This window comes from Rathayibacter rhapontici (assembly GCF_001995175.1).
Classification (GTDB): Bacteria; Actinomycetota; Actinomycetes; order Actinomycetales; family Microbacteriaceae; genus Rathayibacter.
The window spans coordinates 1-20,283 of sequence record NZ_MUKN01000066.1 but is presented as its reverse complement, the minus strand read 5'-3'; the positions used below and the strand labels follow the sequence as shown (position 1 = coordinate 20,283).

The window sequence follows — 20,283 nt, the reverse complement described above, 5'->3', positions numbered from 1 at the left end:
GCCGCCGCAGTGGCGCTGTCCGCGGCGCCGCCCGCCCTCGCCGACACGGCCGGCGACGTCTCGTGGGCCATGCGGCCCGCCGCCGACGGCGCCCCGGACAAGCGCTCCTGGATCGAGCTCGACCTCGATCCCGGCGCTCAGGTCGAGGAGGAGGCCGCGGTCAGCAACCTCAGCACGCAGACGGTCACCTTCGCGATCACCGCCGCCGACGGCTACTTCACCGACACGGGCCGCTTCAGCATGCTGCCCTCGTCGGAGGAGTCGGTCGAGGCGGGCACCTGGATCGACGCCCCCGAGACGGTCACCGTGGAGGCCGGCGCCACCGCGATCGTGCCGTTCACCGTGACCGTGCCCGAGGACGCGGAGCCGGGCGACCACGCTGCCGGCATCGCCGCCTCCATCACCTCCGTCGGCTCCGAGGCCGGCGGTGCGGCCGTCGGCGTCGAGAGCCGCGTCGGCTTCCGCGTGATGACCCGCGTGTCCGGCGACGTCTCGCCGGGCGTCGCGGTCGAGGACGTGCGGAGCGAGTACCGCCTCTCGTGGAACCCGCTGCGCCCCGGCTCCGTGACGGTCGACGCCGAGGTGGTCAACACCGGCAACGTGCGCCTGCTGCTCGACGGCACGGTCAGCGCGCAGGGCGCCACCGCCGCGCTCATCCCCGAGGACGCCTCCGCGCAGGAGCTCCTGCCCGGCGACCGCCGGGCGGTGTCGGTGGTCCTCGACGACGTCTGGCCGCTGTTCTCGGTCCCGGTGGACTTCACCGTCTCGCCGACCGTCGTCACGCCGTCCGAGGAGCAGATCGAGATCGCGCCCGTCTCGGAGTCGTCCTCGGTGACCGCGATCCCGGTGCCGCAGCTGCTGGCCCTGCTCGGGATCGCACTGATCCTCTTCGCCCTCTTCGCCGGGCGGATCCGCTCGCGCCGCCGCATCGAGCGGCTCGTGCGCGAGGCCAAGGAGGAAGGACTGCGCGAGGGCGCCCGCACGGGCGCCTGATCCGCAGGGGACGGCGTGAGCACCCAGGACGACGCCCGCCGGATCGCCCTGTCGCTGCCCGAGGTGCACGAGCGCACGCCTACGGAACGCCCGCCTGGTCCGTCGGGCGGACGGTCTTCGCCCGGCTGCTCGAGCGCCCGGGCGAGCTGCTGTGCTGGTGCGCCGACCTCGCCGAGCGCGAGGCGCTGCTGCGCCGCGACCCGGAGGCGTTCACGACGACCCCGCACTACGACGGGCACGCGAGTGTGATCGTGCGGCTGGAGCAGGTGTCCGTGGAGGACCTGGAGCAGGTGCTGCAGGAGGCGTGGCGGGCGCGCGCTCCGAAGCGGCTGCTCGGCGAGTGCTGACGCGGCGCGCCGCTCCCCCGCCCGGTCCGCGCGCTCGGCTCGCGCGGTTGACCCCCGCGAAAGGGGTCGCTTAGGCTGGCGGACGTGCCAGGGAAAACGCATTCCTGCTTCCTGGACTCCATCGATGCCGAGGGATTCAATGCCGAATTCGTTCCTACGTCCACGCCGTCCGGTTCCGACCGGGCCCGCCTCCTCCCGCCGGGCCCTGCGCTCCGGCCTCTGCCTCGCCCTGGTCGCCGGCGTCTCATTCGCCGCCGCCGCTCCCTCCTCCGCCGCCCCGCTGACTGCGCCCGCCGCGAATCCGCTGCTCACGCAGCAACTCGAGGACCTCGACCGCGGAGTCGTCGCCCTCGCCTCGCCGGACGGAGGCGTGTTCGTCAGCTGGCGCCTGCTCGCGACCGAGGTGACCGGCTCGTCCGCGACCGGCATGGTCGGCGCCGACTTCGCCGTCCTCCGTGGAACCGAGCGGGTCGGAGTCGTCTCCGACAGCACCAACCTGCACGACCCCGACGGCGCCCCGGGCGACCGGTACCGGGTCGTGCCGATCGTCGACGGCGAGCCGGGCGAGCCCAGCGCGCCCGCGGTCGCCCCGGCCGACGCCTTCGAGACCCTGCCGCTGCAGAAGCCCGCCGACGGCGTCACTCCGGCCGGCGAGGCGTACACCTACAGCGCCAACGACTTGAGCGTCGGCGACATGGACGGCGACGGCGACTACGAGTACGTCGTGAAGTGGTACCCGTCGAACGCGAAGGACGTCTCTCAGAAGGGGTACACCGGGAACACCTACCTCGACACCTACGAGGCCGACGGCACGCTGCTGCACCGCATCGACCTGGGCGTCAACATCCGCTCGGGCGCGCACTACACCCAGTTCATGGTCTCCGACTTCGACGGCGACGGCCGCTCCGAGATCATGACCAAGACCGCGCCCGGCACCCGGGTGCTGCCCGGCGGCGACGCCTCCCGGGCGGAGTCGGTCACCCTGCTCCCCGAGGACGTCGCGGCCGGCGCCACCGCCGAGGACGACCACCGGATGTCCGCCGCCGACTACCGCGAGCACCTCATCGGCGTCTTCCAGGGCTGGAGCGAGCGCGAGGAGGTGACGAGCGGGCAGTGGGCCGCCACCCTCGAGGAGGCGTTCGGCACGACTCCGACGCACGAGTACCCGCTCGACCGCGCCGGCGCCGAGGAGCTCGTCGACTACTTCATCGACGTCTACGCGCCCAGCCGCAGCGAGCGCAACGACCTCACCACGTTCGAGGGCTTCGTCCTCACCGGCCCCGAGTACCTCACCGTATTCGACGGCGAGACCGGAGCCGAGCTCGAGACCGCCGCCTACGAGCCGGGACGCGGCGACGACGGGCTGCTCTGGGGCGACTACGCGATGTCGCGCATCGAGCCGGGCAACCGCGTCGACCGCTTCCTCGCCGGAGTCGCGTCGTTCGACGGAGAGACCCACTCGGCCGTCTTCGCCCGCGGGTACTACACGCGCGCCGTCGTCGTCGCCTACGACTGGAACGGCTCCGACCTGACGCGGCGCTGGATCGCCGACAGCGGCCACGTGCCGATGACGAACCCGTTCAACGACGGCCCGCACGGCCGCGAGGGGACCAGCGAGGAGTGGGGCCGCCTCACCACGCAGGGCTTCCACTCGCTCAGCGCGGCGGACGTCGACGGCGACGGGCGCCAGGAGATCGTCTACGGCTCCGCGACCCTCGACGACGACGGGAGCCTGCTGTACACGTCGTTCGACACCCTGCCCGAGGGCAGCGCGGCTCCCGGCACCGAGGCGGGCCTGGGCCACGGCGACGCGATGCACGTCACCGACATCGATCCCGCCCGCCCCGGACTCGAGGTCTTCACGGTGCACGAGGGCGGCGCGTACGCCCCTTACGGCTACGCGCTGCGCGACGCGGCCACCGGAGAGGTGCTCTTCGGCGCCTACACCGGCAAGGACACCGGTCGCGGCATGATCGGCGACATCGACCCCGCCGTTCCCGGCCAGGAGGCCTGGGCCGTCGGCACGCTCAGCGCGACCGGCGCACCGCTCTCGGACACGCAGCCGGGCACCAACCAGAGCATCCGCTGGGCGGCCGACATGACCACCCAGATCGTCGCGAGCACGACGATGCAGGATGCGACCCCCGTCACTCCGACGATCGTCACCGGCGCCGGCGAGGTGCTGCTCTCGGCCGAGGGCACCGTCACCAACAACGGCACCAAGGGCAACCCCTCGCTGGTCGCGACGTGCTCGGCGACTGGCGCGAGGAGCTGCTGCTGCCGACCGCCGACTCGAGCGCGATCCGCGTCTACTCGAGCACCGAGGTGACCGATCGCAAGCTGACCACGCTGATGCACGACCCGCAGTACCGGGTCGAGGTCGCGCGCCAGAACACGGCGTACAACCAGCGTCGTACACCTCGTACGGGCTGGCGAGCGACATCGACTGGTCGAGTGTGCCGGTGCTCGCGCAGGAGGGGACGCCGGGGCCGACTCCGGAGCCGACCGTCGAGCCGACTCCGGAGCCCACCGCGGAGCCGACCCCCGGGCCGACCGCGGAGCCGACTCCTGAGCCGACCGCGACCGCTCCGGCGCCCGTCGTGCCGGGCCCCGAGCCGACCCGCACCGCGGCGCCCGTCGCCTCGGGCGGCTCGCACGGAGGGCTGGCGTCGACCGGAGCCGAGCTGTCCCTGCTCCCCGTCGGAGTGCTCGCGCTCCTGCTCGGCGGCGCCGCGCTGCTGATCGGCCAGCGCCGCCGCTCCTCGAGCACGGACTGATCCCGTGCCCCAGGTCGGCATCCGCGACGTCGCCGCCCGCGCCGGCGTCTCGGTGACCACCGCCTCGTACGCGCTGAACCGCCCCGAGCGGGTGTCCAGCGCGGCGATGGCGGCGGTCGCCGACGCGGTCGCCGCCCTGGGGTACATCCCGAACGTGGCCGCGCGGCAGCTGCGCGCGGGCAAGAGCATGGCGGTCGGCATGGCCGTCGTGAACCTGGGCAACCCGTTCTACGCCGAGCTCGCGCTCGGAGCGGAGCACGGCGCCGAGGAGGCGGGCTACTCCCTCGTCCTCGGCGCCACCCAGGACTCCGCGGCCCGCGAGCGGCGCTACCTCGACCTGTTCGCCCGCCAGCGGGTCGACGGCGTGCTGCTCGCGCCGATCTCGTCCTCGCTCGACCACCTCGACGTGTTCGAGCAGCGCGGCGTGCCGGTCGTGCTGGTCGACCAGGTCGATCCGCGCGGCCGGCTGCTGTCGGTCGCCCTCGACGACGTCCTCGGCGGCCGGATCGCGGCCGAGCACCTCCTCGCGAACGGCTGCCGCCGCCTCCTGTTCCTCGGCGGCACGCTCGGAATCCCACAGGTGCGCGACCGCTTCGACGGCTGCTCGGCGGCCGTCCGCGCCTCCGGTGCGCGCTTCTCGTCGATCGAGACCGTCGGCATGGGACCGGGCCTCGGCCGCGAACTGGGCGAGCGGATCCTCGCGATGCCGGCGGACGAGCGGCCCGACGGGATCTTCGCCGCGAACGACGAGCTGGCGCTGGGCGTCATGCAGAGCCTGGTCCGCGGCGGCGTCTCGATCCCCGGCGACATCGCCCTCGTCGGCTACGACGACATCCCCTTCGCCGACGCGGCCGTCGTGCCGCTGACCTCGATCCGGCAGCCGACCCACCGGATGGGCGAGCGCGCCGCCGAGCTGCTGATCGCGGCGATCCGCGGCGACGCCGACGTCCGCTCCGCCGGCTTCGAGCCCGAGCTGATCGTCCGCGCGTCGACCGGCGGGGTGCGCTGACGCTCGTCGCCGGGTTCGTGAGCACGCCTGCCATCATGGGCGGATGAGGGAGTCGATCGAGCGCTGGTCGACGCTAGCCGGCTGCATCGCGGTGATCGCGGGCGCCGCCGTCCTGATGTCCGTCGGACAGTCCCGATGGGCGGCGGCCCTGTGCGGGCTGCTGCTGGGTGCGATGCTCTGGTACCTCTCCCGCCGCGCAGCGCTGCTGACGGAGCGCGCACTCCGGCGGCTCCTCCCCGACGCCGTGCTCTTCCCGGCGCGGGGCCACGCCGCGGGCGACGACCTGGGCGTGAAGGACCTGACCGACCGGCTCGCCGACAGGTCGCCCGCGTGGAGCGTGTCGATGCACTACGTGCTGAGCATCGACGACGAGCGGATCGCGGTGTGGCGGGCGGATCCCCCGCGGGAGCTCGTGGCGCTCCCGCTCGCGGACGTCCTGTCCGCCGAAGCGGTCCACGTGAACGGGGTCGATCCGATCCCCGCGCTCCGGATCCTCTGGCGGCACCGTGCCGAGGAGGTCGAGTCGGACTTCCTGCTCGTGTCGAGGTCGCTCCCCTTCGTGCGCGGGTACTCGTACGAGCTGGCGTCCGATGCGGCGGCGCAGATCACCGTCCGGCTCGGCCGCACGGCCGACGCCTGACCGCCGCCGAGGTGGCAGGATGCGACGATACGCATCCTCGTCCCCGTCGACCGGCCCTGGGAGATCGTCGGCAGGGGTGAGGACGACGGGCTGCTCGCCGACGTGTCGGTGGCGTTCGACGGCGGCAGGCTGCGGACGCTGGTGCGCACCGGGACCCGGATGGTGCGGGGCACGGTTCTGTCGACCCGCACGACCGGGTGAGCACAGCGGCCCTGGCCGTCGAAGGGCTGCTGTTCGAGACGACCGTGTTCGCGGGGTCGCGGGCCGAGAACCGGGCGGCGATGGAGGCGGTCGTGACCCGCTCCGCCGTGATCGCGGCGACCGGAGGCGACTGGGAGACGCTCGACGTCGACGGCACGACGTTCGCGCTCTGGACGACGCGCATCGGCTCCGGATTCGCGGCGACCGCCGATCTCGGGCCGTGCGTCCTCGCGGCGTGGAGCGCCGACGCCTCCGCGACGCTGCCCGCGCTGACGCTGGTCGACGCTCCGGAGTAGCGCGGCGAGTGGTCGCGGAACGGGCCGTGGGACGCCTCCGGAGCCCGATTCGCGCCGACTCGCAGCGAGAAGGGACGCCGAGTGGGCGCGGACCGGGCGCTCGGAGCGGCACAGGCCCCGGTTCGCGGCGGATGAGCTGACGTGCATGCGGTGGGGGATCTCGATACGCCCGCTGCGCGGGCTACTCGATCAGCAACAAAGACCCCGCTGGTCGAGTAGCGCGCAGCGCGTATCGAGACCCGCCCCCGCCGAGCTCGGGGCCGCCCCTCGCCTACTGGTACGTGACCAGGTCCGGCAGCGGTGAGACCTCGGCCATCGTCTCGGCGGGGGTGAGCATCGGCAGGTCCTCGTCGTAGAAGTTCTTCCAGCCCCAGGCGAGGTCCTCGGGAGCGTCGCGGTGCAGCGCGTTCCAGGTCGCCTGCTTGTCGGGCTGGGCGCCCTGGCCGTCGACGTGCACCAGGAACTCGAGCTCGGGGCGGTCGCGGCGGATGCTCGATCGGTCCTGCAGCATCGACGAGCGGAACTGGTGCAGCACGAACATCTTCGGCGGCAGCCCGGCGTCGCGCACGAGGTCCGCGAGCCAGCTCGACACGCTGTCGACCTCGGCGGCCGAGACGCGGCCGATCTGCGCGAGCGGCACCTCGTCGGGGGCGAGCCGCCACTCCGGGTCCAGGGCGAGGCCCACGTTCGGGAGTCGCAGCAGCTCTTCGTAGGCGCGGGCCTGCGTCAGGAAGTCGGAGCGTCCCGGCTGCAGGTCGAGCACGACGTACATGCCGGCGGCCGCCGCCGCGTCGATGTAGGGGCGGATGCCCTCGGCGGGCAGCTCGTTGGAGTAGTCGCCGTCGCCTCCCGCGGTGCCGGCCGCGACGGTCGTGATGATCTCGAGGCTCGGCACGACCTCGAGCGGGGTCAGCTCGCGGTAGGGCTCGGCGACGGCCGCGGCGCGCTCGATGGTCGCCTCGAGACCCTGCTCGCCGAGGACGCCGAGCACCGGGGCGCCGGGAGTGCCGTAGATCGCGACGAACAGGTGCCCGCCGAACAGGCGCTGTCCGCCGCCCGGAAGCTGCCAGCCGGTCCCGGCGGCGCGGAGGGACCACTCCGGAGCGGTCTGCGCGGCCAGCTGCGCACCCAGCAGCAGGGTCGCGGAGGGGGCGGCGTCGGCGACCGCGGTGACGGCGGCGCCGGACGCGAGCAGGTCGGCGGTGTCGACGAGCGTCACCGGGACCCCGGCGGCGCGGGCCGTCGCGAGCGCGGCCACGTCGGCGTCGACCGGCTGCGCGAGCGCGAGCACACCGGAGAGCGGCTCGGCCCGGTCGGGCACGGCTCCGAAGGGCGGCTCGCTCGGGGATCCGGGGGCGAAGGCTGCGAGGTCGGCGGCGGTGAGGGCCGACACCGCGACTCCGGTGGCCTCGGCGATCGCCTCGGGCGTCGCCTCCGCCTGCACGGTCTCGACTCCCGCGGGTGCGGCGACGGAGCCGACGGCGACCACCCGAGCAGTGCCCAGTCGGGCGAGCTCGGCGTCGAGCGGCCCCGGCGCCGGGGACGCGGACGAGGTGGACGCGGCGACCGGCGCCACCAGCAGCGGCACGCCCCAGGTGATCGCGAGCTGCGCGGCGAGCAGGACGGAGGCGGGCGCCTCCTCGACGACGACCACCAGCGGCGCACGCGTGAAGAGAGCGGCGCTGGTCGCGGCGGCGTCGGCGGCGAGCACGACCGGACCGGCGGGCGCCGCGGTCGTGGTGCGCGGGCGCTCGGACGGATCCGACCGCCGGTCGCGATCATCGGATCCGGGAGTGCAGGCGCTGAGCAGCGGGAGGACCGGCAGGGCGGTGAGCCCCAGGACCACTCCGCGCCGCGAGAGCGCGCCTGGCGTGCGGATGCGACGGGCGTCGGACGACATGGCGGTTCCCTCCGGTGCGAGCCGGCCGGCTCGTCTGCACTCGCCTCTACTCTCGCAGGCGTGTGCGACACCGGGCCGCAGCACTCGCTCCGGGAGCCACCTCCGCCGCTCGGGCGCACCCGTCCGTCACGAACGGCCGCAGCTCGGGCGAGCGCGCGGCCGCCTGCGACGGATGAGCCCCGCGGATCCGTCACGCAGGCGGAGGGCAGCGCTTCCCTGCGAGAGACCGGCCAGCGCCCCATCCGGCGCGAACGGCCGTCGCCCGGGTGCATGCGCGACCACGTGCGACGGAGGAGCTCCGGACGCCCGTCGCGGCGACTCCGCGGAGCGCCCCTCACCCCGGAGGAGTCCGCGCCGACATCGGCGATGCCGATCCGTCACGAACGGCCGGGTGACCGGTGGACACGCGACCGTTCGCGACGGATGAGTGCCGTCGGCCGAGCGCTCATGCCCAGCGGCGCGCACTCCGCGCCACGACAGGGAGGGTTCCGGTTGTGCGGCTTCATCCGTCACGAACGGCCGACCAGCACACGGGGAGGCGCCGCCTGTGACGGATGACACTCGCCGTCCCGTCACCCGTCACGCACGGGGAGACGCCGCCTGTGACGGCTGACACTCACCGTCCCGTGATCCGTCACGGACGGCCGGCGAGCCGACGGAGGGACGGCCATCTGCGACGGATGAGTTCCACGGTCCTGTCATCCGTCACGAACGGCCGGAGGAACGGCCCACGCGCGACCATCGGTGACGGATCGCGCGAGGGCATAGCGGACCGCGGCCGCTCACACGTGGAAGACCGCTGGCCCCGGCGCCTCAGACCGTGCGGGGCGCCTTCGCGAGGTTCGCCTCGAGCTCCGCGCTCGACTGCCGCACGCCGTAGGCGGGGCGGTCGCGCTCGACGCGCCACGACTCCGACAGCGGAGTCACGGTGACGGTGTCGAAGCCGAGCCGGTCGTAGAGGTCGGTCACGAAGTGGAGCGCCTCTGGGTAGTCGCTCGACGCGACGAGCGCGCGGCGCTGCGGGTCGCCCGCGGGGAAGCCGTCGGTGGTGATGTCGGCGGCCATGATGTGGTTGAAGGCCTTCACGATCTTCGACTCGGGCAGGTGCGCCTGCGCCATCTCGGCGGTCGTGGTCTCGCCGCGGTCGAGGGCCTCGATGCGCCCGTCGCGCTCGAAGTAGTAGTTGTTCGTGTCGAGCACGATCTTGCCCGCGAGCGGGGCGACTGGCACCTGGTCGAGGTTCTTCAGCGGCACCGTCACCACGGCGACGTCCGCGCCTCGGCCGCCTCCTGCGCCGTCGCGGCGCGCGCGCGAGGGCCGAGCTCCGCGATCAGGTCCGCGAGGGTCTCGGGTCCGCGGGAGTTCGCGATCACCACGTCGTCGCCCTGGCCGATGACCGCGCGGGCGATCTGGCTGCCGATGTTGCCTGCTCCGATGATTCCGTAAGTCGTCATACGGGCTCCAACGCGCACGCGGCGCTGATGTTCCCGTTCTCGAGCATCTTCCACTGCGCGTTCAGCCGGAAGTCAGGCCGCGCGCCGCGCAGCCGGCCGGATCAGCGCGTCCGCGCCTCGCCCGACAGCCGCACCGCGAGCGCCGCGAACACCAGGCAGCCCAGCGCCGGCACCACGAGCGGCGCCAGCTGCCACGCCGACACCACGGTCAGCAGCAGCCCTCCGGCCAGCAGAGCGGAGCCGCGCACGTCCCGCACCGACCGCCGGGCGGCGGAACGCACGAGCGCCCCCCAGCGCTCCCCCGGCTCCCAGTCCGTCGCCGCGACGAGCACGACGACCGCGATCGCCGCGAGCAGCGCCGTGCAGACCACCGCGACCGCGACTCCGCCGGGCAGCACGCCCGACGAGATCAGCACCAGGTCGGCGCCGAGCACCAGGCCCGCGAGCGCGACTCCGGCGCCCACCGGCAGCACCCGCACGAACCCGGCCCGGACGTCGGCCCACACCAGCGCGAGCCCCGTCGCCTCGGCCAGCACGAAGCGGCGGAGGTGGCGGATGCCCACGGCCAGCGCGAGCGGGATCGTCACGATCCCGAGCGACACGACCGCGACGATCAGCCCCGTGAATAGGACCTCCGCGAGGAGGGCGAAGCGGTCGGCGGCACCGGGCCAGCGCAGCCCGCTGCCGTCGGCGGCCGCGCGCCGGGCCGAGGCCACCGCGCGCGACCGGCGCCGCGACTCCCCTCGCTGGAGCGTCATGTCAGCCCTTCAGACCCTGCGTCGCGACCCCGTCGACGAGGAAGCGCTGGAAGATGATGAAGAAGATCAGCACCGGGAGCAGCGCCAGCACCGAGACGGCGATCGTCGCTCCGTAGTCCGACGCCGAGGTCTGGTCGTTGTAGACGCGCAGGGCCAGCGGCAGCGGCTGCTTGTCGGGCGTGTTCAGGTAGAGCAGCGGGCCGAGGAAGTCGTTCCAGCTCCAGATGAACGCGAAGATCGACGACGTGATCAGCGCGGGGCGGATCAGCGGGATCGTGATCGAGCCGAAGATCCGGACGTGGCCGGCCCCGTCGATCCGCGCGGCCTCGTCGAGCTCGCGGGGCAGGTTGCGGATGAACTGCACCATCAGGAAGACGAAGAACGCCTCCGTCGCCAGGAACTTCCCGATCAGCAGCGGCCAGTAGGTGTCCATCATGCCGAGCGTGCGGAAGATCGTGTACTGCGGGATCAGCAGCACGTGCATCGGCAGCAGCAGCGTGCCGATCATCAGCGCGAAGTAGAGCGGACGGCCGCGGAAGTCGAGCCGCGCGAAGGCGTAGGCCGCCATCGACGACGAGATCACGACTCCGATGACCGACCCGACCGCGAGGATCGTGGAGTTGAGGAAGAACTGCCAGAGCGGCACTCCTCCCACTCCCGCGAAGACCTTCACGAAGTTGTCGATCGTGGGGTTCTGCGGCAGGAGCGAGGTCTGACCGCCGAACTCGCTGTTGGGCTTGAACGCCGCGGCGCCCATCCAGACCAGCGGGTAGAGCACGATCGCGGTCAGGGCGATCATCGCGACGATCCAGACGATCGTCGCCGGCTTCGGGCGCTTGCGGGCGGGCCGCCTGCGCGGCGCGGACTCGGTCAGCACCTGGGTGTCGGCCGAGGGCAGAGTGGTGTCGAAGGTGGTCATCGCGTGTCTCCCGAGTAGTGCACCCAGCTCTTCTGAGTCTTGAAGAGGACGAAGGCGAGGATCCCGACGAACAGCAGGAGGACCCAGGCCATCGCGGACGCGTAGCCCATCTGGTTGTTCGTGAACGCACGGGTGTAGAGGTACACCGTGTAGAAGTTGGTGGCTCCGGCGGGGCCGCCGGTGCCGTTGCCGATGATGTACGCCGAGGCGAAGACCTGGAACGCGTTGATCATCTCGAGCAGCAGGTTGAAGAAGATGACGGGCGAGAGCATCGGCAGGGTGACGCTCTTGAACTTGCGCCAGGGTCCGGCGCCGTCCATCATCGCGGCCTCGTAGAGCTCGGCCGGGACCTGCTTGAGGCCGGCCAGGAAGATGACCATCGGGGCGCCGAACTGCCACACCGCGAGGATGATCATCATCGGCAGGATGAGGGCGGGCACGCCGACCCAGCCACCGAAGTCCATCCCGAAGACCTGCAGACCGGAGTCGACGGGGCCGTCGGTCGAGAACATCGCGCGCCAGACGATCGCGATGCTGACGCTCGCGCCGATCAGCGACGGAGCGTAGAAGGCCGAGCGGAAGAACCCGGTGCCCCTGGCGGAGTAGTTGAGCAGCATCGCGACGAGCAGTGCCGCCGCGAGCTTGACCGGCGTCCCGATGAACACGTAGGCGAGGGTCAGCTGCACCGACTGGAGGAACTTCGGGTCGCCGATCAGGCGCTCGAAGTTCGCCAGGCCAACCCACTCGGGTGCGGTGAAGAGGTTGTAGTCCGTGAAGGCGAAGTAGAGGGACATCAGCATCGGGCCGAGCGTGAGCCCGACGAAGCCGATGAGCCAGGGGGACAGGAAGGCGTATCCGGCCAGGGTGTCGCGCTTCGGGCGGCGCCGCGGCCCGTCACCGGCCGGACGAGGAGTGCTCGTCCGGCCGGCGGTGGGCGCGACGCGACCGGTTGCGGCGGTGCCGCTCGGGGTCGACGTCGTCGTCATGAGAGTTGCCTTTCCTGGCCGTCTAGGAGATCAGTTGCCGAGCGTGACGGCGGTCTCGTCGAAGAACTGCTGGACCGCCTCGTCGACGCTCACCGCGCCGAGGCCGAGGCTCGTGCCCAGGTCGAGGAAGTTCGCCTCGATGGCGCCGTAGCCGGCGACCGGAGCGGCGGGGGCCTCTCCGATGCGGTCCGAGACCGACTCGAGGTAGTCCGAGACCTGCTTGTCCGGGCCCTCGAGGTTCGCGCCCTCGAGCTGGGCCGAGGAGGCGGGGATGCCGAGCGTGGCGCCGAAGATCTCGCCGACCTCGGGGCTGTTGATGAGGAAGTCGAGGAACGTGGCCGCGGCTTCGGGGTGCTCGGTGGCCGAGGAGATCGCCTGCATCAGGCCGACCTTCTGGTAGAGGTCCTTGGATCCCTCGTCCGCGGTGGGCGGCGCGGTCATGACGATCTCGGAGGCACCCGAGTCGCCGATGTAGCCGCCGAGGAAGTTGCTCCAGCTCATCTCGCTCGAGGCGATGCCGGCGCCGAAGCCGGACTTGGGCAGCAGCTCCTGGAGGCGCGCGGCCGGCACGCCGGTCGTGGTGCGCATCTCGTCGCCCTGCTCCCAGAACGCCGCGAGGTCGTCCTCGGTGAAGCCGAGCTCGCCGTCCTCGGTGAACAGCTCCTTGCCGTCGGCGCGCAGCTGCAGCTCGAAGTTCTGGATGCGGCCGGTGTAGTCGGTGCCGCCGTAGACGGCGCCGCCGGTCTTCTCGGTGACGTCCGCGACGTAGGCCGCGTAGTCCTCCCAGCTGCCGCCGCCCGCGTAGGGCTCGAGGCCGTTCGCGGTGAGGAGGTCCTGGTTCTGGAAGATCGCCCAGGCGCTGTAGCCGGTGGGGATCGCGTAGGTCGCGCCGTCGAGCTCGCCGGTCGCGAGGAGGTCCTCCGAGATGGTGCTCTCGTCGACCACGCCGCCGAAGTACTCGCTGAGATCGCCCAGCAGGCCGTTGTCGCCGTACTGGCGCAGGTAGGTGTAGTCGAACTGCATCACGTCGGGCAGTCCGCCGCCGGCGGCCTCGGTCTGGCGCTTCTCCCAGTAGCCGGGGTAGTCCGTGAAGGTGGAGTTGATCGTGATGTTGGGGTGCTCCTCCTCGAACAGCGCGATGGCCTGGTCGTAGCGGGCGGCCCGGTCGTCGTTGCCCCAGAAGGTGTAGTCGAGCGTGATCTCCTCGTCGGGGTCGACGGTGGAGGAGCCGGAGGCGCCCCCTCCGGAGCAGGCCGTCAGGCTGATCGCTGCGACGGCGGCGATCGCCGCGGCGGCGAGTCGTGTGCGCTTGGTGCTGAACATCATCGTCCTCTCGTGAACTTCCTCGTTCCAGTCCCGGAGCATTCGACCCGAACCTACTCGACATCTGTCGGGGGTTCGCATCGGCATGTGAAACGTTCCGGGAAAGCGTTTGCCCTACGATAGGTTCGATATCCGATGGACGTCAAGTAGCGGATCCGCGGCATCGTCGCCGCACCGCGGAAGGAGACCCCGATGCCGCAGTTCGACCTCCCCCTCGAGCTGCTCGAGGAGTACGCTCCCGAGCTCGTCGAGCCCGAGGGCTTCGCCGACTTCTGGCGGAGCACCGTCGCCGAGGCCCGCGCGTTGGCCGTCGAGCCCGTGCTCGAGCAGGTCGACGCCGGATTCACGCTGCTGGACACCTTCGACGTCACGTTCTCGGGCTGGGGCGGCCACCCGATCCGCGCCTGGCTGATCCTCCCCCGCGGCGTCGAGGGCCCCCTCCCCGCGCTCGTGAGCTACATCGGCTACGGCGGCGGACGCGGACACCTGACCGAGTGGACGACCATGAGCGCCGCCGGCTACGCCCACCTCGTGATGGACACCCGCGGCCAGGGCACCGGCCACCGCACCGGCGACACTCCGGACCCCGTCGGCAGCGGCCCGCACGCCAACGGCTTCATGACCCAGGGCATCGCCTCGCCCCACGAGTACTACTACCGCCGCGTCTTCACCGATGCGGTCCGCGCGCTCGACGTGCTGCGCGCGCATCCTGCCGTCGATCCGTCGCGCGTCGCGATCTCGGGCGGCAGCCAGGGCGGAGGGATCTGCCTCGCGGTCGCGGGCATCCTCGGGATGCTCGACGAGTCGGAGTCCGCGCAGGCCGCGATCATCGACGTGCCGTTCCTCAGCCACATGCGCCACGCCACCCGGATCATCGACACGATGCCGTACGGCGAGATCGTGAAGTACCTGCGGATCCACCGCGGCTCCGAGGAGCGCGTCTTCGCCACGCTCGCCTACTTCGACGGCACCTCCTTCGCCCCGCACGCGCGGATCCCCGCGATGTTCTCGGTGGGCCTGCTCGACGACATCTGCCCGCCCTCGACGGTCTACGCCTCCTACAACCGCTACACCGGCCCGCGCGAGATGCGGATCTACCCGTACAACGGGCACGAGCAGGGCGAGGCGTTCCAGATCGCCGAGCACCTCGCGTTCCTGGCGCGGCAGCTGGACTGAGGGGTCAGGGGGAGGACCGGAGCCGCATCGCAGCGCCGATCCGCTCCTCCAGATCCGAGAGCTCGAGCAGGACGTCGGTGGCGACCCACGCCTGATCGCGAGTCCTCTCGGTGAGCGGGAGGAGGACTCCGGCGTCAACGAGCTGCTTCACGGCGGAGCCGACGCTGGACGCCGCCCGACCGGTGATCGCCCGTGCGCGCGCCGTCGTCAGGACGGGGTCGTCAAGGAGCGCGTCGAGCAGGAGCGCCGCCGAGCTCGCTGCGCGCGGAGCGACCTCCCGAGCCCAGAGATCGGGGAGCCGCTCGATCTGCTCGGCGGTGCGGCCCGCCTCCTCCGCTGCGACGAGACCCGCGGTCGCGAGCTCCTGGACGAACGGGGCGAGGGAGCCCTGGCGGTACTCGTTCACCAGCGAGAAGTACCGCGATCGCCGAGCCGCGAGCGCGGACGCGATCGGCACGACGACCACGGTCGTCAGGCCTCGTCTGCGCAGGATCGCGGTGATCAGCGCCCGGCCGATCCTGCCGTTCCCGTCGGTGAAGGGATGCACCGACTCGAACTGCGCGTGGGCGATCGCCGCTTGGACGATCGGGTCGACGTCGTCCCTGTTGGCGAAGGCGAGCAGATCCGTCATGTACCCGGGCACGGCCCCTGGAGGCGGAGGGACGTGGATCGCGTCGCGGGGCGAGTAGTCGCTCCCGCCGATCCAGTTCTGCATCGTCCGGTACGCGCCCGCGCACCGTCCGTCCATCGGGTCGTCCGCGAGGAGCGTCCTGTGCGCCGCGAGCAGGGCCTCCTCCTCGATCGTGCCGGAGCGGCCCGCACGGTCGACCATCGTCGTCAGTGCCTCCGTCGCGGCCACCATCGACAGCGCTCCCGCGTTCGCACGACTGCCGACCGTCGCCCGCGCGTAGTCCTCCAGGGTCGCGTCGACCCGCTCGATCCGCGAGGACGAGACGGCCTCCGTGCGCAGCAGGAGCCGGCCGAGAGCTCCGAGACGGTTCCCGTGCCGGGCGTCGAGACCGATGATGGCCCGACGCGCCGCGTCGAGCTCCTGCTGCAGCTCGACTCCGGCGTCCCAGTTCCGCCCGGCGAGGAGCGGTGGAAGCGAGACGACGACCTCGGACAGCGTCCTGTCCGCGCGCGATCCGGCGCGAGCGGCCTGTCGCCACGGCCGGGTCTCGTATCGATGCGCGGGCCACTCGGTCGTCTGCGCCATGGACACGTCCTCTCGCAACCCGAACCATCGCGGGAGATGATTCGGGTTGACTCTACAACCCGAATTATCTTGGCCGATGATTCGGCTTGTGGACACGACACCGACGCCCGACACTCGTCGTTGTATGACGCCCCGCGTCGGGCACCCGCCGAGTCCTCCGGAGCGTCGGGCACTATCGTGCCCATGACCCGCCAGATCCGCTTCAACGCCTTCGACATGAACTGCGTCGCCCACCAGTCCTCCGGCATGTGGCGCCACCCCCAGGACCAGTCCTGGCGCTACAAGGACCTCTCGTACTGGACGGAGCTCGCGAAGCTCCTCGAGCGCGGCACCTTCGACGGCATCTTCATCGCCGACGTCCTCGGCACCTACGACGTGTACGGAGGCTCCAACGAGGCCGCCATCCGCCACGGCGCGCAGGTCCCCGTCAACGACCCGATCCTGCTCGTCTCGGCGATGGCCGCCGCGACCGAGCACCTCGGCTTCGGCATCACCGCGGGCACCGCCTACGAGCACCCGTACCCGTTCGCGCGCCGCATGTCGACGCTCGACCACCTCACCAAGGGCCGCGTCGGCTGGAACGTCGTCACCGGCTACCTGCCCAGCGCCGCGCGCAACATGGGCCACGAGGACCAGCTCGAGCACGACGACCGCTACGACGTGGCCGACGAGTACCTCGAAGTGCTCTACAAGCTGTGGGAGGGCTCGTGGGAGGACGACGCGGTCGTCCGCGACCGCGACTCCGGAGTCTTCACCGACCCGTCGAAGGTGCACGAGATCGGGCACCGCGGCAAGAACTTCACCGTGCCCGGCATCCACCTCTCGGAGCCGTCGCTGCAGCGCACCCCGGTGATCTACCAGGCCGGAGCGTCGCCGCGCGGCGTCCGCTTCGCAGCGGGCAACGCGGAGGCGATCTTCGTCGCGTCCTCGACGAAGGCGGGACTGAAGGCCACCGTCTCGCGGATCCGCGACGCGCTCGAGGCCGCCGGCCGCGACCGCTACTCCGCCAAGATCTACACGCTGCTGACGATCATCACCGCCGAGACCAGCGAGGCCGCGCACGAGAAGCACCGCGACTTCCTCTCGTACACGAGCGAGGAGGGCGCACTGGTGTTCATGTCGGGCTGGATGGGCATCGACCTCTCGCAGTACGACCTCGACGAGCCGATCGGCAACGTGAAGAGCAACGCGATCCAGTCGGCCGTCGCCAACTTCCAGGAGGCGAACGAGGACGGCAGCGAGTGGAAGGTCCGCGACATCGCCAAGCTCAGCGTCATCGGCGGGCTCGGCCCGTTCGTCGTCGGCTCGCCGACCGAGGTCGCCGACCACCTCCAGGAGTGGGTCGAGGACACCGACGTCGACGGCTTCAACCTCGCCTACGCGATCACGCCGGGCACCTTCGAGGACGTCGTCGAGTTCATCGTGCCGGAGCTGCGCCGCCGCGGCGCGTACCCCGACGAGTACGTCGAGGGCAGCCTCCGCAACAAGCTTCACGGGCGCGGCGACCGCCTGCCGTCCGAGCACCTGGGCGCGGGCTTCCGCTACCAGGCGGCGCCCGTCGGCTGAGCCCCGGGCTCACCTCCGGCTCGCGGGACCGCGTTCGGCTCGCAGGATCACGCGGATCCTGCGAGCCGGACGCGTTCCTGCGAGCCGGAGATGCTCCTGAAGACCGGATGCAGCCCCGCACCCCTCGTCGGTCCGTGCTGCGGCGACACGCCTCCGCGCCCGCTGCGCAGCTCCGTCACCAGGCGGCTCCGATCGCCTCCGCCTCGAGCTCGCCGTCGGCGACGAGCACCTGCCAGCGCCAGCGCGCCGACTCGGCGGGCGGCAGGGTCCAGACCTCGTGGAAGAACGGCGCCGCGCACAGCATCGGCGTCCCCTCGCTCCGCACGAACCACGGAGTCGGTGCCACCGGGTTCGCGGGATCCGCGCGCATCGCGACGGTGACGCCCGCGCCGACCAGCGCGAGCCACTCCTCCGGAACGCCCATCGCGTCGTCGCTCTCGCCGCGCGGAGCGAGCACGCGCGCGCCCTCGAGGCGCGGCGCCGCGCGGAGGAACAGCCCGCCGTAGCCCGCGCCGGGCCGTCCGGCCGTGGTCGGCGAGCCGAAGCCGAGCGGCCGGTCGGTCTGCGACGTCCACTCGCTGACGACCTCGAGCACCGTCGCGGTCGGCCCCTCGTGCACGCGCATCGTGCGCTCCTCCTCGAGGAACCGGCGGCCGTGCGCGTCGTACCAGCCCATGCGGAGTCGCACCGAGTCGTGCTCCTGCGCCACCGACTCGACGAGCTGCGAGCCGTTGTTGTCGAGCTGGCGGTAGCCGTCGCCGGCGACCCAGGTGACGCCGCCCCAGAGGTTGATCTCGCCGGGCTCGTCGCCGAGGCGGATGTTCGACACGGCGATCGAGAGGCCGTGGTGCCAGTCGTGGTCGGCCGGGCGCAGATCCGAGACGACGACTCCGGAGGGGGTGCGCAGCGGATGCACGAAGGGGCGCGGGGACTCGACGTGGCGCGGCTCCTCCTCGGCGAGCACGAGGGTGCCGAGGCCGGCGGCGAGCTCGACGGCGTTCACGCGCGCTGGTCCCGGACGTCGGCGCGCATCGGACCGCGGAGGGCGGGATCGGACAGCTCGTCGATCCGCACCGGTCCGCCTCGGCTGCTCGAGAGGTAGAGCGCGGCGACGATCTCGAGCGAGCGGGCCGGTCCGGAGGCGACGTCGGGCAGCGGCCCGCCCGTCGCGATCGCGTCGTACACGGCGTCGAGGTAGGGCGCGTGGCCGCTGGGCACGTCCTCGTCGTCGGGGAACGCCCAGGCCTCCGCCTCTTCCGGCGCGACCTCGCGCGACGGCGTGATGCGCCAGTGCGTGCGCCCGTGACCGTAGAGGTGCTCGACCTCGATCGTGGCGCGCTCGGTGTCGAGGCGGATCGCGCTGACCTCGCGCGGCGAGACGGCCGACGTGAGCACCGACGCGACGGCGCCCGACGCGAAGCGGAGCACGCCGGTCGACACGTCCTCGGTCTCGATGTCGCGCGCCTCGCGCCAGGCCTGACCGGTCACCTCGACGACGTCGCCGACGAGGTGCGCGAGCAGGTCGATCTGGTGGATGCCGTGGCCGAGGGTGGTGCCGCCGCCCTCCGACTCCCAGGTGCCGCGCCAGGGCACGGCGAAGTAGGCGGGATCGCGGTACCAGAGAGTGTCGCAGCGGGCGACGAGCACGCGGCCGAGCGCTCCGGAGTCGAGCAGCCGCTTCACGTGCGCGGCGGCGGTGCCCGTGCGCTGCTGGAAGACCACGGCGAGGAGGCGGCCGGCGGTGTCCGCCGCGGCGGTCATCCGGTCGACCTCGGCGAGCGAGAGGGCCGGCGGCTTCTCGACGACGACGTGCGCGCCGCGCGCGAACGCGGCCTCGGCCTGCGCGGCGTGGACCGCGGGCGGAGTGCAGAGGTGCACGACGTCGACCTCGGGCAGGTCGTCGATGCTCGTGCCGTGCGCGGGGATGCCGTAGCGCTCGGCGAACTCGGCGGCTCGGGCGGGGTCGGTGTCGACGGCGGCGACGATCCGCACGTCGGCGCGGGTGGCGAGGGCCTGCGCGTGGAGGTGGGCGACCGCGCCCGTCCCGACGAGGGCGGCGCGGAGGAGGGGGGCGGCGGTCATGGCGTCCTTGCGGCGATCGACGGTGATGCGGAGTCCCGATGCTACCCGGAATCATCGGTTGGCGGAAAGCGCATTCCCGCCGCACCGGGACGACTGAGAGTGGGGGCGGCGTTCACAACGAAGGAAGGATGCCCGTCCGCCGCCCAGATCACGCGGATCCCTCGGGGCTCTCCCGCATCCTTCCTTCGTTGCGAACGCGTCGAGCCGGTCAGCCCGGAAACGCCTCCGTGTACAGCGCCTCGAGCTCGGGCGAGTCCTCGCCGCTCAGTCCGCAAGTCGAGATCACGCCGTCGCGGGTGGCGAGCAGATAGGTCGTCCCCTCGGCGAACTGCAGCGGCTCGCCGTCGATCGCCGTGCCGCCGCCCTGCGGGGCGGTGACCGTGTCGCCGACCTCGCCGTGCAGTACGTCGAGGACCGACAGCGTCACGACGTCCCCGTCGATCCCGGTCGCCTCGGCACGGAACGCGGTGTCGGAGTCGGCGATCGCCTCGGCGGTCACCACCGCGCACATCGCGCTGAGTCCGCTGCCGGCCGGCGGCTGATCGAGACGGGTCGGCGCGGAACCGGGGCCGAGCGCGAGGGTCAGCGCGACGGCGGCGGCCGCGAGCCCTCCGGCGAGCGCCGAGTCCGGCGAAGAGGG

Annotated in this window: 16 protein-coding genes and 2 pseudogenes; 8 read left to right on the top strand and 10 right to left on the bottom strand. The window is 72.3% G+C overall.

Translation table 11 applies throughout. The features are described 5' to 3' along the window. The 6 genes and pseudogenes from B0T42_RS20745 to B0T42_RS16510 all read left to right on the top strand — a co-directional run. Positions 1-993: WxL protein peptidoglycan domain-containing protein (locus B0T42_RS20745; RefSeq protein ID WP_139344550.1), on the top strand; the 993-nt coding region annotated here is incomplete at its 5' end. After that, positions 990-1,340: an MmcQ/YjbR family DNA-binding protein gene (locus B0T42_RS22805; RefSeq protein ID WP_446737390.1), complete on the top strand. Its 351-nt coding sequence runs from the start codon at positions 990-992 to the stop codon at positions 1,338-1,340. The genes B0T42_RS20745 and B0T42_RS22805, both read left to right, overlap by 4 nt. 139 nt (positions 1,341-1,479) lie before the next feature. Next, positions 1,480-4,117: pseudogene (locus B0T42_RS16525) on the top strand (rhamnogalacturonan lyase family protein). Between the two features lie 4 nt (positions 4,118-4,121). Next, entirely contained in the window at positions 4,122-5,126 is a 1,005-nt protein-coding gene (locus B0T42_RS16520) for a LacI family DNA-binding transcriptional regulator (protein WP_201788571.1), read from the top strand. 43 nt (positions 5,127-5,169) lie between these two features. Continuing rightward, positions 5,170-5,766, top strand: coding sequence for a hypothetical protein (locus tag B0T42_RS16515; protein ID WP_077224142.1), 597 nt, complete (start codon positions 5,170-5,172; stop codon positions 5,764-5,766). Between the two features lie 197 nt (positions 5,767-5,963). Next, the gene (locus tag B0T42_RS16510) at positions 5,964-6,263 is read left to right on the top strand and encodes a hypothetical protein (protein WP_077224141.1); all 300 of its coding nucleotides are present in this window, start codon (positions 5,964-5,966) and stop codon (positions 6,261-6,263) included. A gap of 271 nt (positions 6,264-6,534) precedes the next feature. Here B0T42_RS16510 and B0T42_RS20220 read toward each other — a convergent pair whose 3' ends face one another. From B0T42_RS20220 to B0T42_RS16480, 6 genes and pseudogenes are all read right to left on the bottom strand, one after another. Continuing rightward, positions 6,535-8,163 carry a hypothetical protein gene (locus tag B0T42_RS20220; RefSeq protein WP_158078163.1) on the bottom strand — a complete coding sequence of 543 codons (1,629 nt, stop codon included), beginning with the start codon at positions 8,161-8,163 and terminating at the stop codon, positions 6,535-6,537. An 813-nt stretch (positions 8,164-8,976) separates the two neighbouring features. Continuing rightward, positions 8,977-9,617, bottom strand: a pseudogene (locus B0T42_RS16500) (NADPH-dependent F420 reductase). 101 nt (positions 9,618-9,718) lie between these two features. Beyond that, a complete protein-coding gene (locus tag B0T42_RS16495) occupies positions 9,719-10,375 on the bottom strand; it encodes a hypothetical protein (RefSeq protein ID WP_077224140.1) in 657 nt (218 codons plus the stop codon). Position 10,376: 1 nt separating this feature from the next. Next, positions 10,377-11,294 (bottom strand): carbohydrate ABC transporter permease, encoded by a 918-nt coding sequence (locus B0T42_RS16490; protein WP_077224139.1) that lies wholly within the window; start codon positions 11,292-11,294, stop codon positions 10,377-10,379. Then, positions 11,291-12,280 carry a carbohydrate ABC transporter permease gene (locus B0T42_RS16485; protein WP_077224138.1) on the bottom strand — a complete coding sequence of 330 codons (990 nt, stop codon included), beginning with the start codon at positions 12,278-12,280 and terminating at the stop codon, positions 11,291-11,293. Before B0T42_RS16485 ends, B0T42_RS16490 begins: the two co-directional genes overlap by 4 nt. Positions 12,281-12,310: 30 nt before the next feature. Continuing rightward, entirely contained in the window at positions 12,311-13,606 is a 1,296-nt protein-coding gene (locus B0T42_RS16480; protein WP_236720362.1) for an ABC transporter substrate-binding protein, read from the bottom strand. Positions 13,607-13,795: 189 nt separating this feature from the next. Here B0T42_RS16480 and B0T42_RS16475 point away from each other — a divergent pair, with 189 nt between their 5' ends. Beyond that, positions 13,796-14,779, top strand: a complete 984-nt coding sequence (locus B0T42_RS16475; RefSeq protein ID WP_077224137.1) for an acetylxylan esterase — start codon at positions 13,796-13,798, stop codon at positions 14,777-14,779. A 4-nt stretch (positions 14,780-14,783) separates the two neighbouring features. Here the strand turns inward: B0T42_RS16475 and B0T42_RS16470 are convergent, their stop codons facing one another. Continuing rightward, a complete protein-coding gene (locus B0T42_RS16470) occupies positions 14,784-15,995 on the bottom strand; it encodes a Fic family protein (RefSeq protein WP_077224136.1) in 1,212 nt (403 codons plus the stop codon). Positions 15,996-16,178: 183 nt separating this feature from the next. Here B0T42_RS16470 and B0T42_RS16465 point away from each other — a divergent pair, with 183 nt between their 5' ends. Next, positions 16,179-17,561: an LLM class flavin-dependent oxidoreductase gene (locus B0T42_RS16465; protein ID WP_077224135.1), complete on the top strand. Its 1,383-nt coding sequence runs from the start codon at positions 16,179-16,181 to the stop codon at positions 17,559-17,561. Between the two features lie 175 nt (positions 17,562-17,736). On the opposite strand, the gene B0T42_RS16460 is transcribed toward B0T42_RS16465, so the two are convergent. From B0T42_RS16460 to B0T42_RS20215, 3 genes are all read right to left on the bottom strand, one after another. Continuing rightward, a complete protein-coding gene (locus tag B0T42_RS16460; RefSeq protein WP_077224134.1) occupies positions 17,737-18,564 on the bottom strand; it encodes a DUF6807 domain-containing protein in 828 nt (275 codons plus the stop codon). Continuing rightward, entirely contained in the window at positions 18,561-19,643 is a 1,083-nt protein-coding gene (locus B0T42_RS16455) for a Gfo/Idh/MocA family protein (protein WP_077224133.1), read from the bottom strand. Before B0T42_RS16455 ends, B0T42_RS16460 begins: the two co-directional genes overlap by 4 nt. A 208-nt stretch (positions 19,644-19,851) precedes the next feature. After that, positions 19,852-20,283, bottom strand: a 432-nt coding sequence (locus B0T42_RS20215; RefSeq protein WP_201788570.1) for a hypothetical protein, incomplete at its 5' end; no start/stop codon positions are given.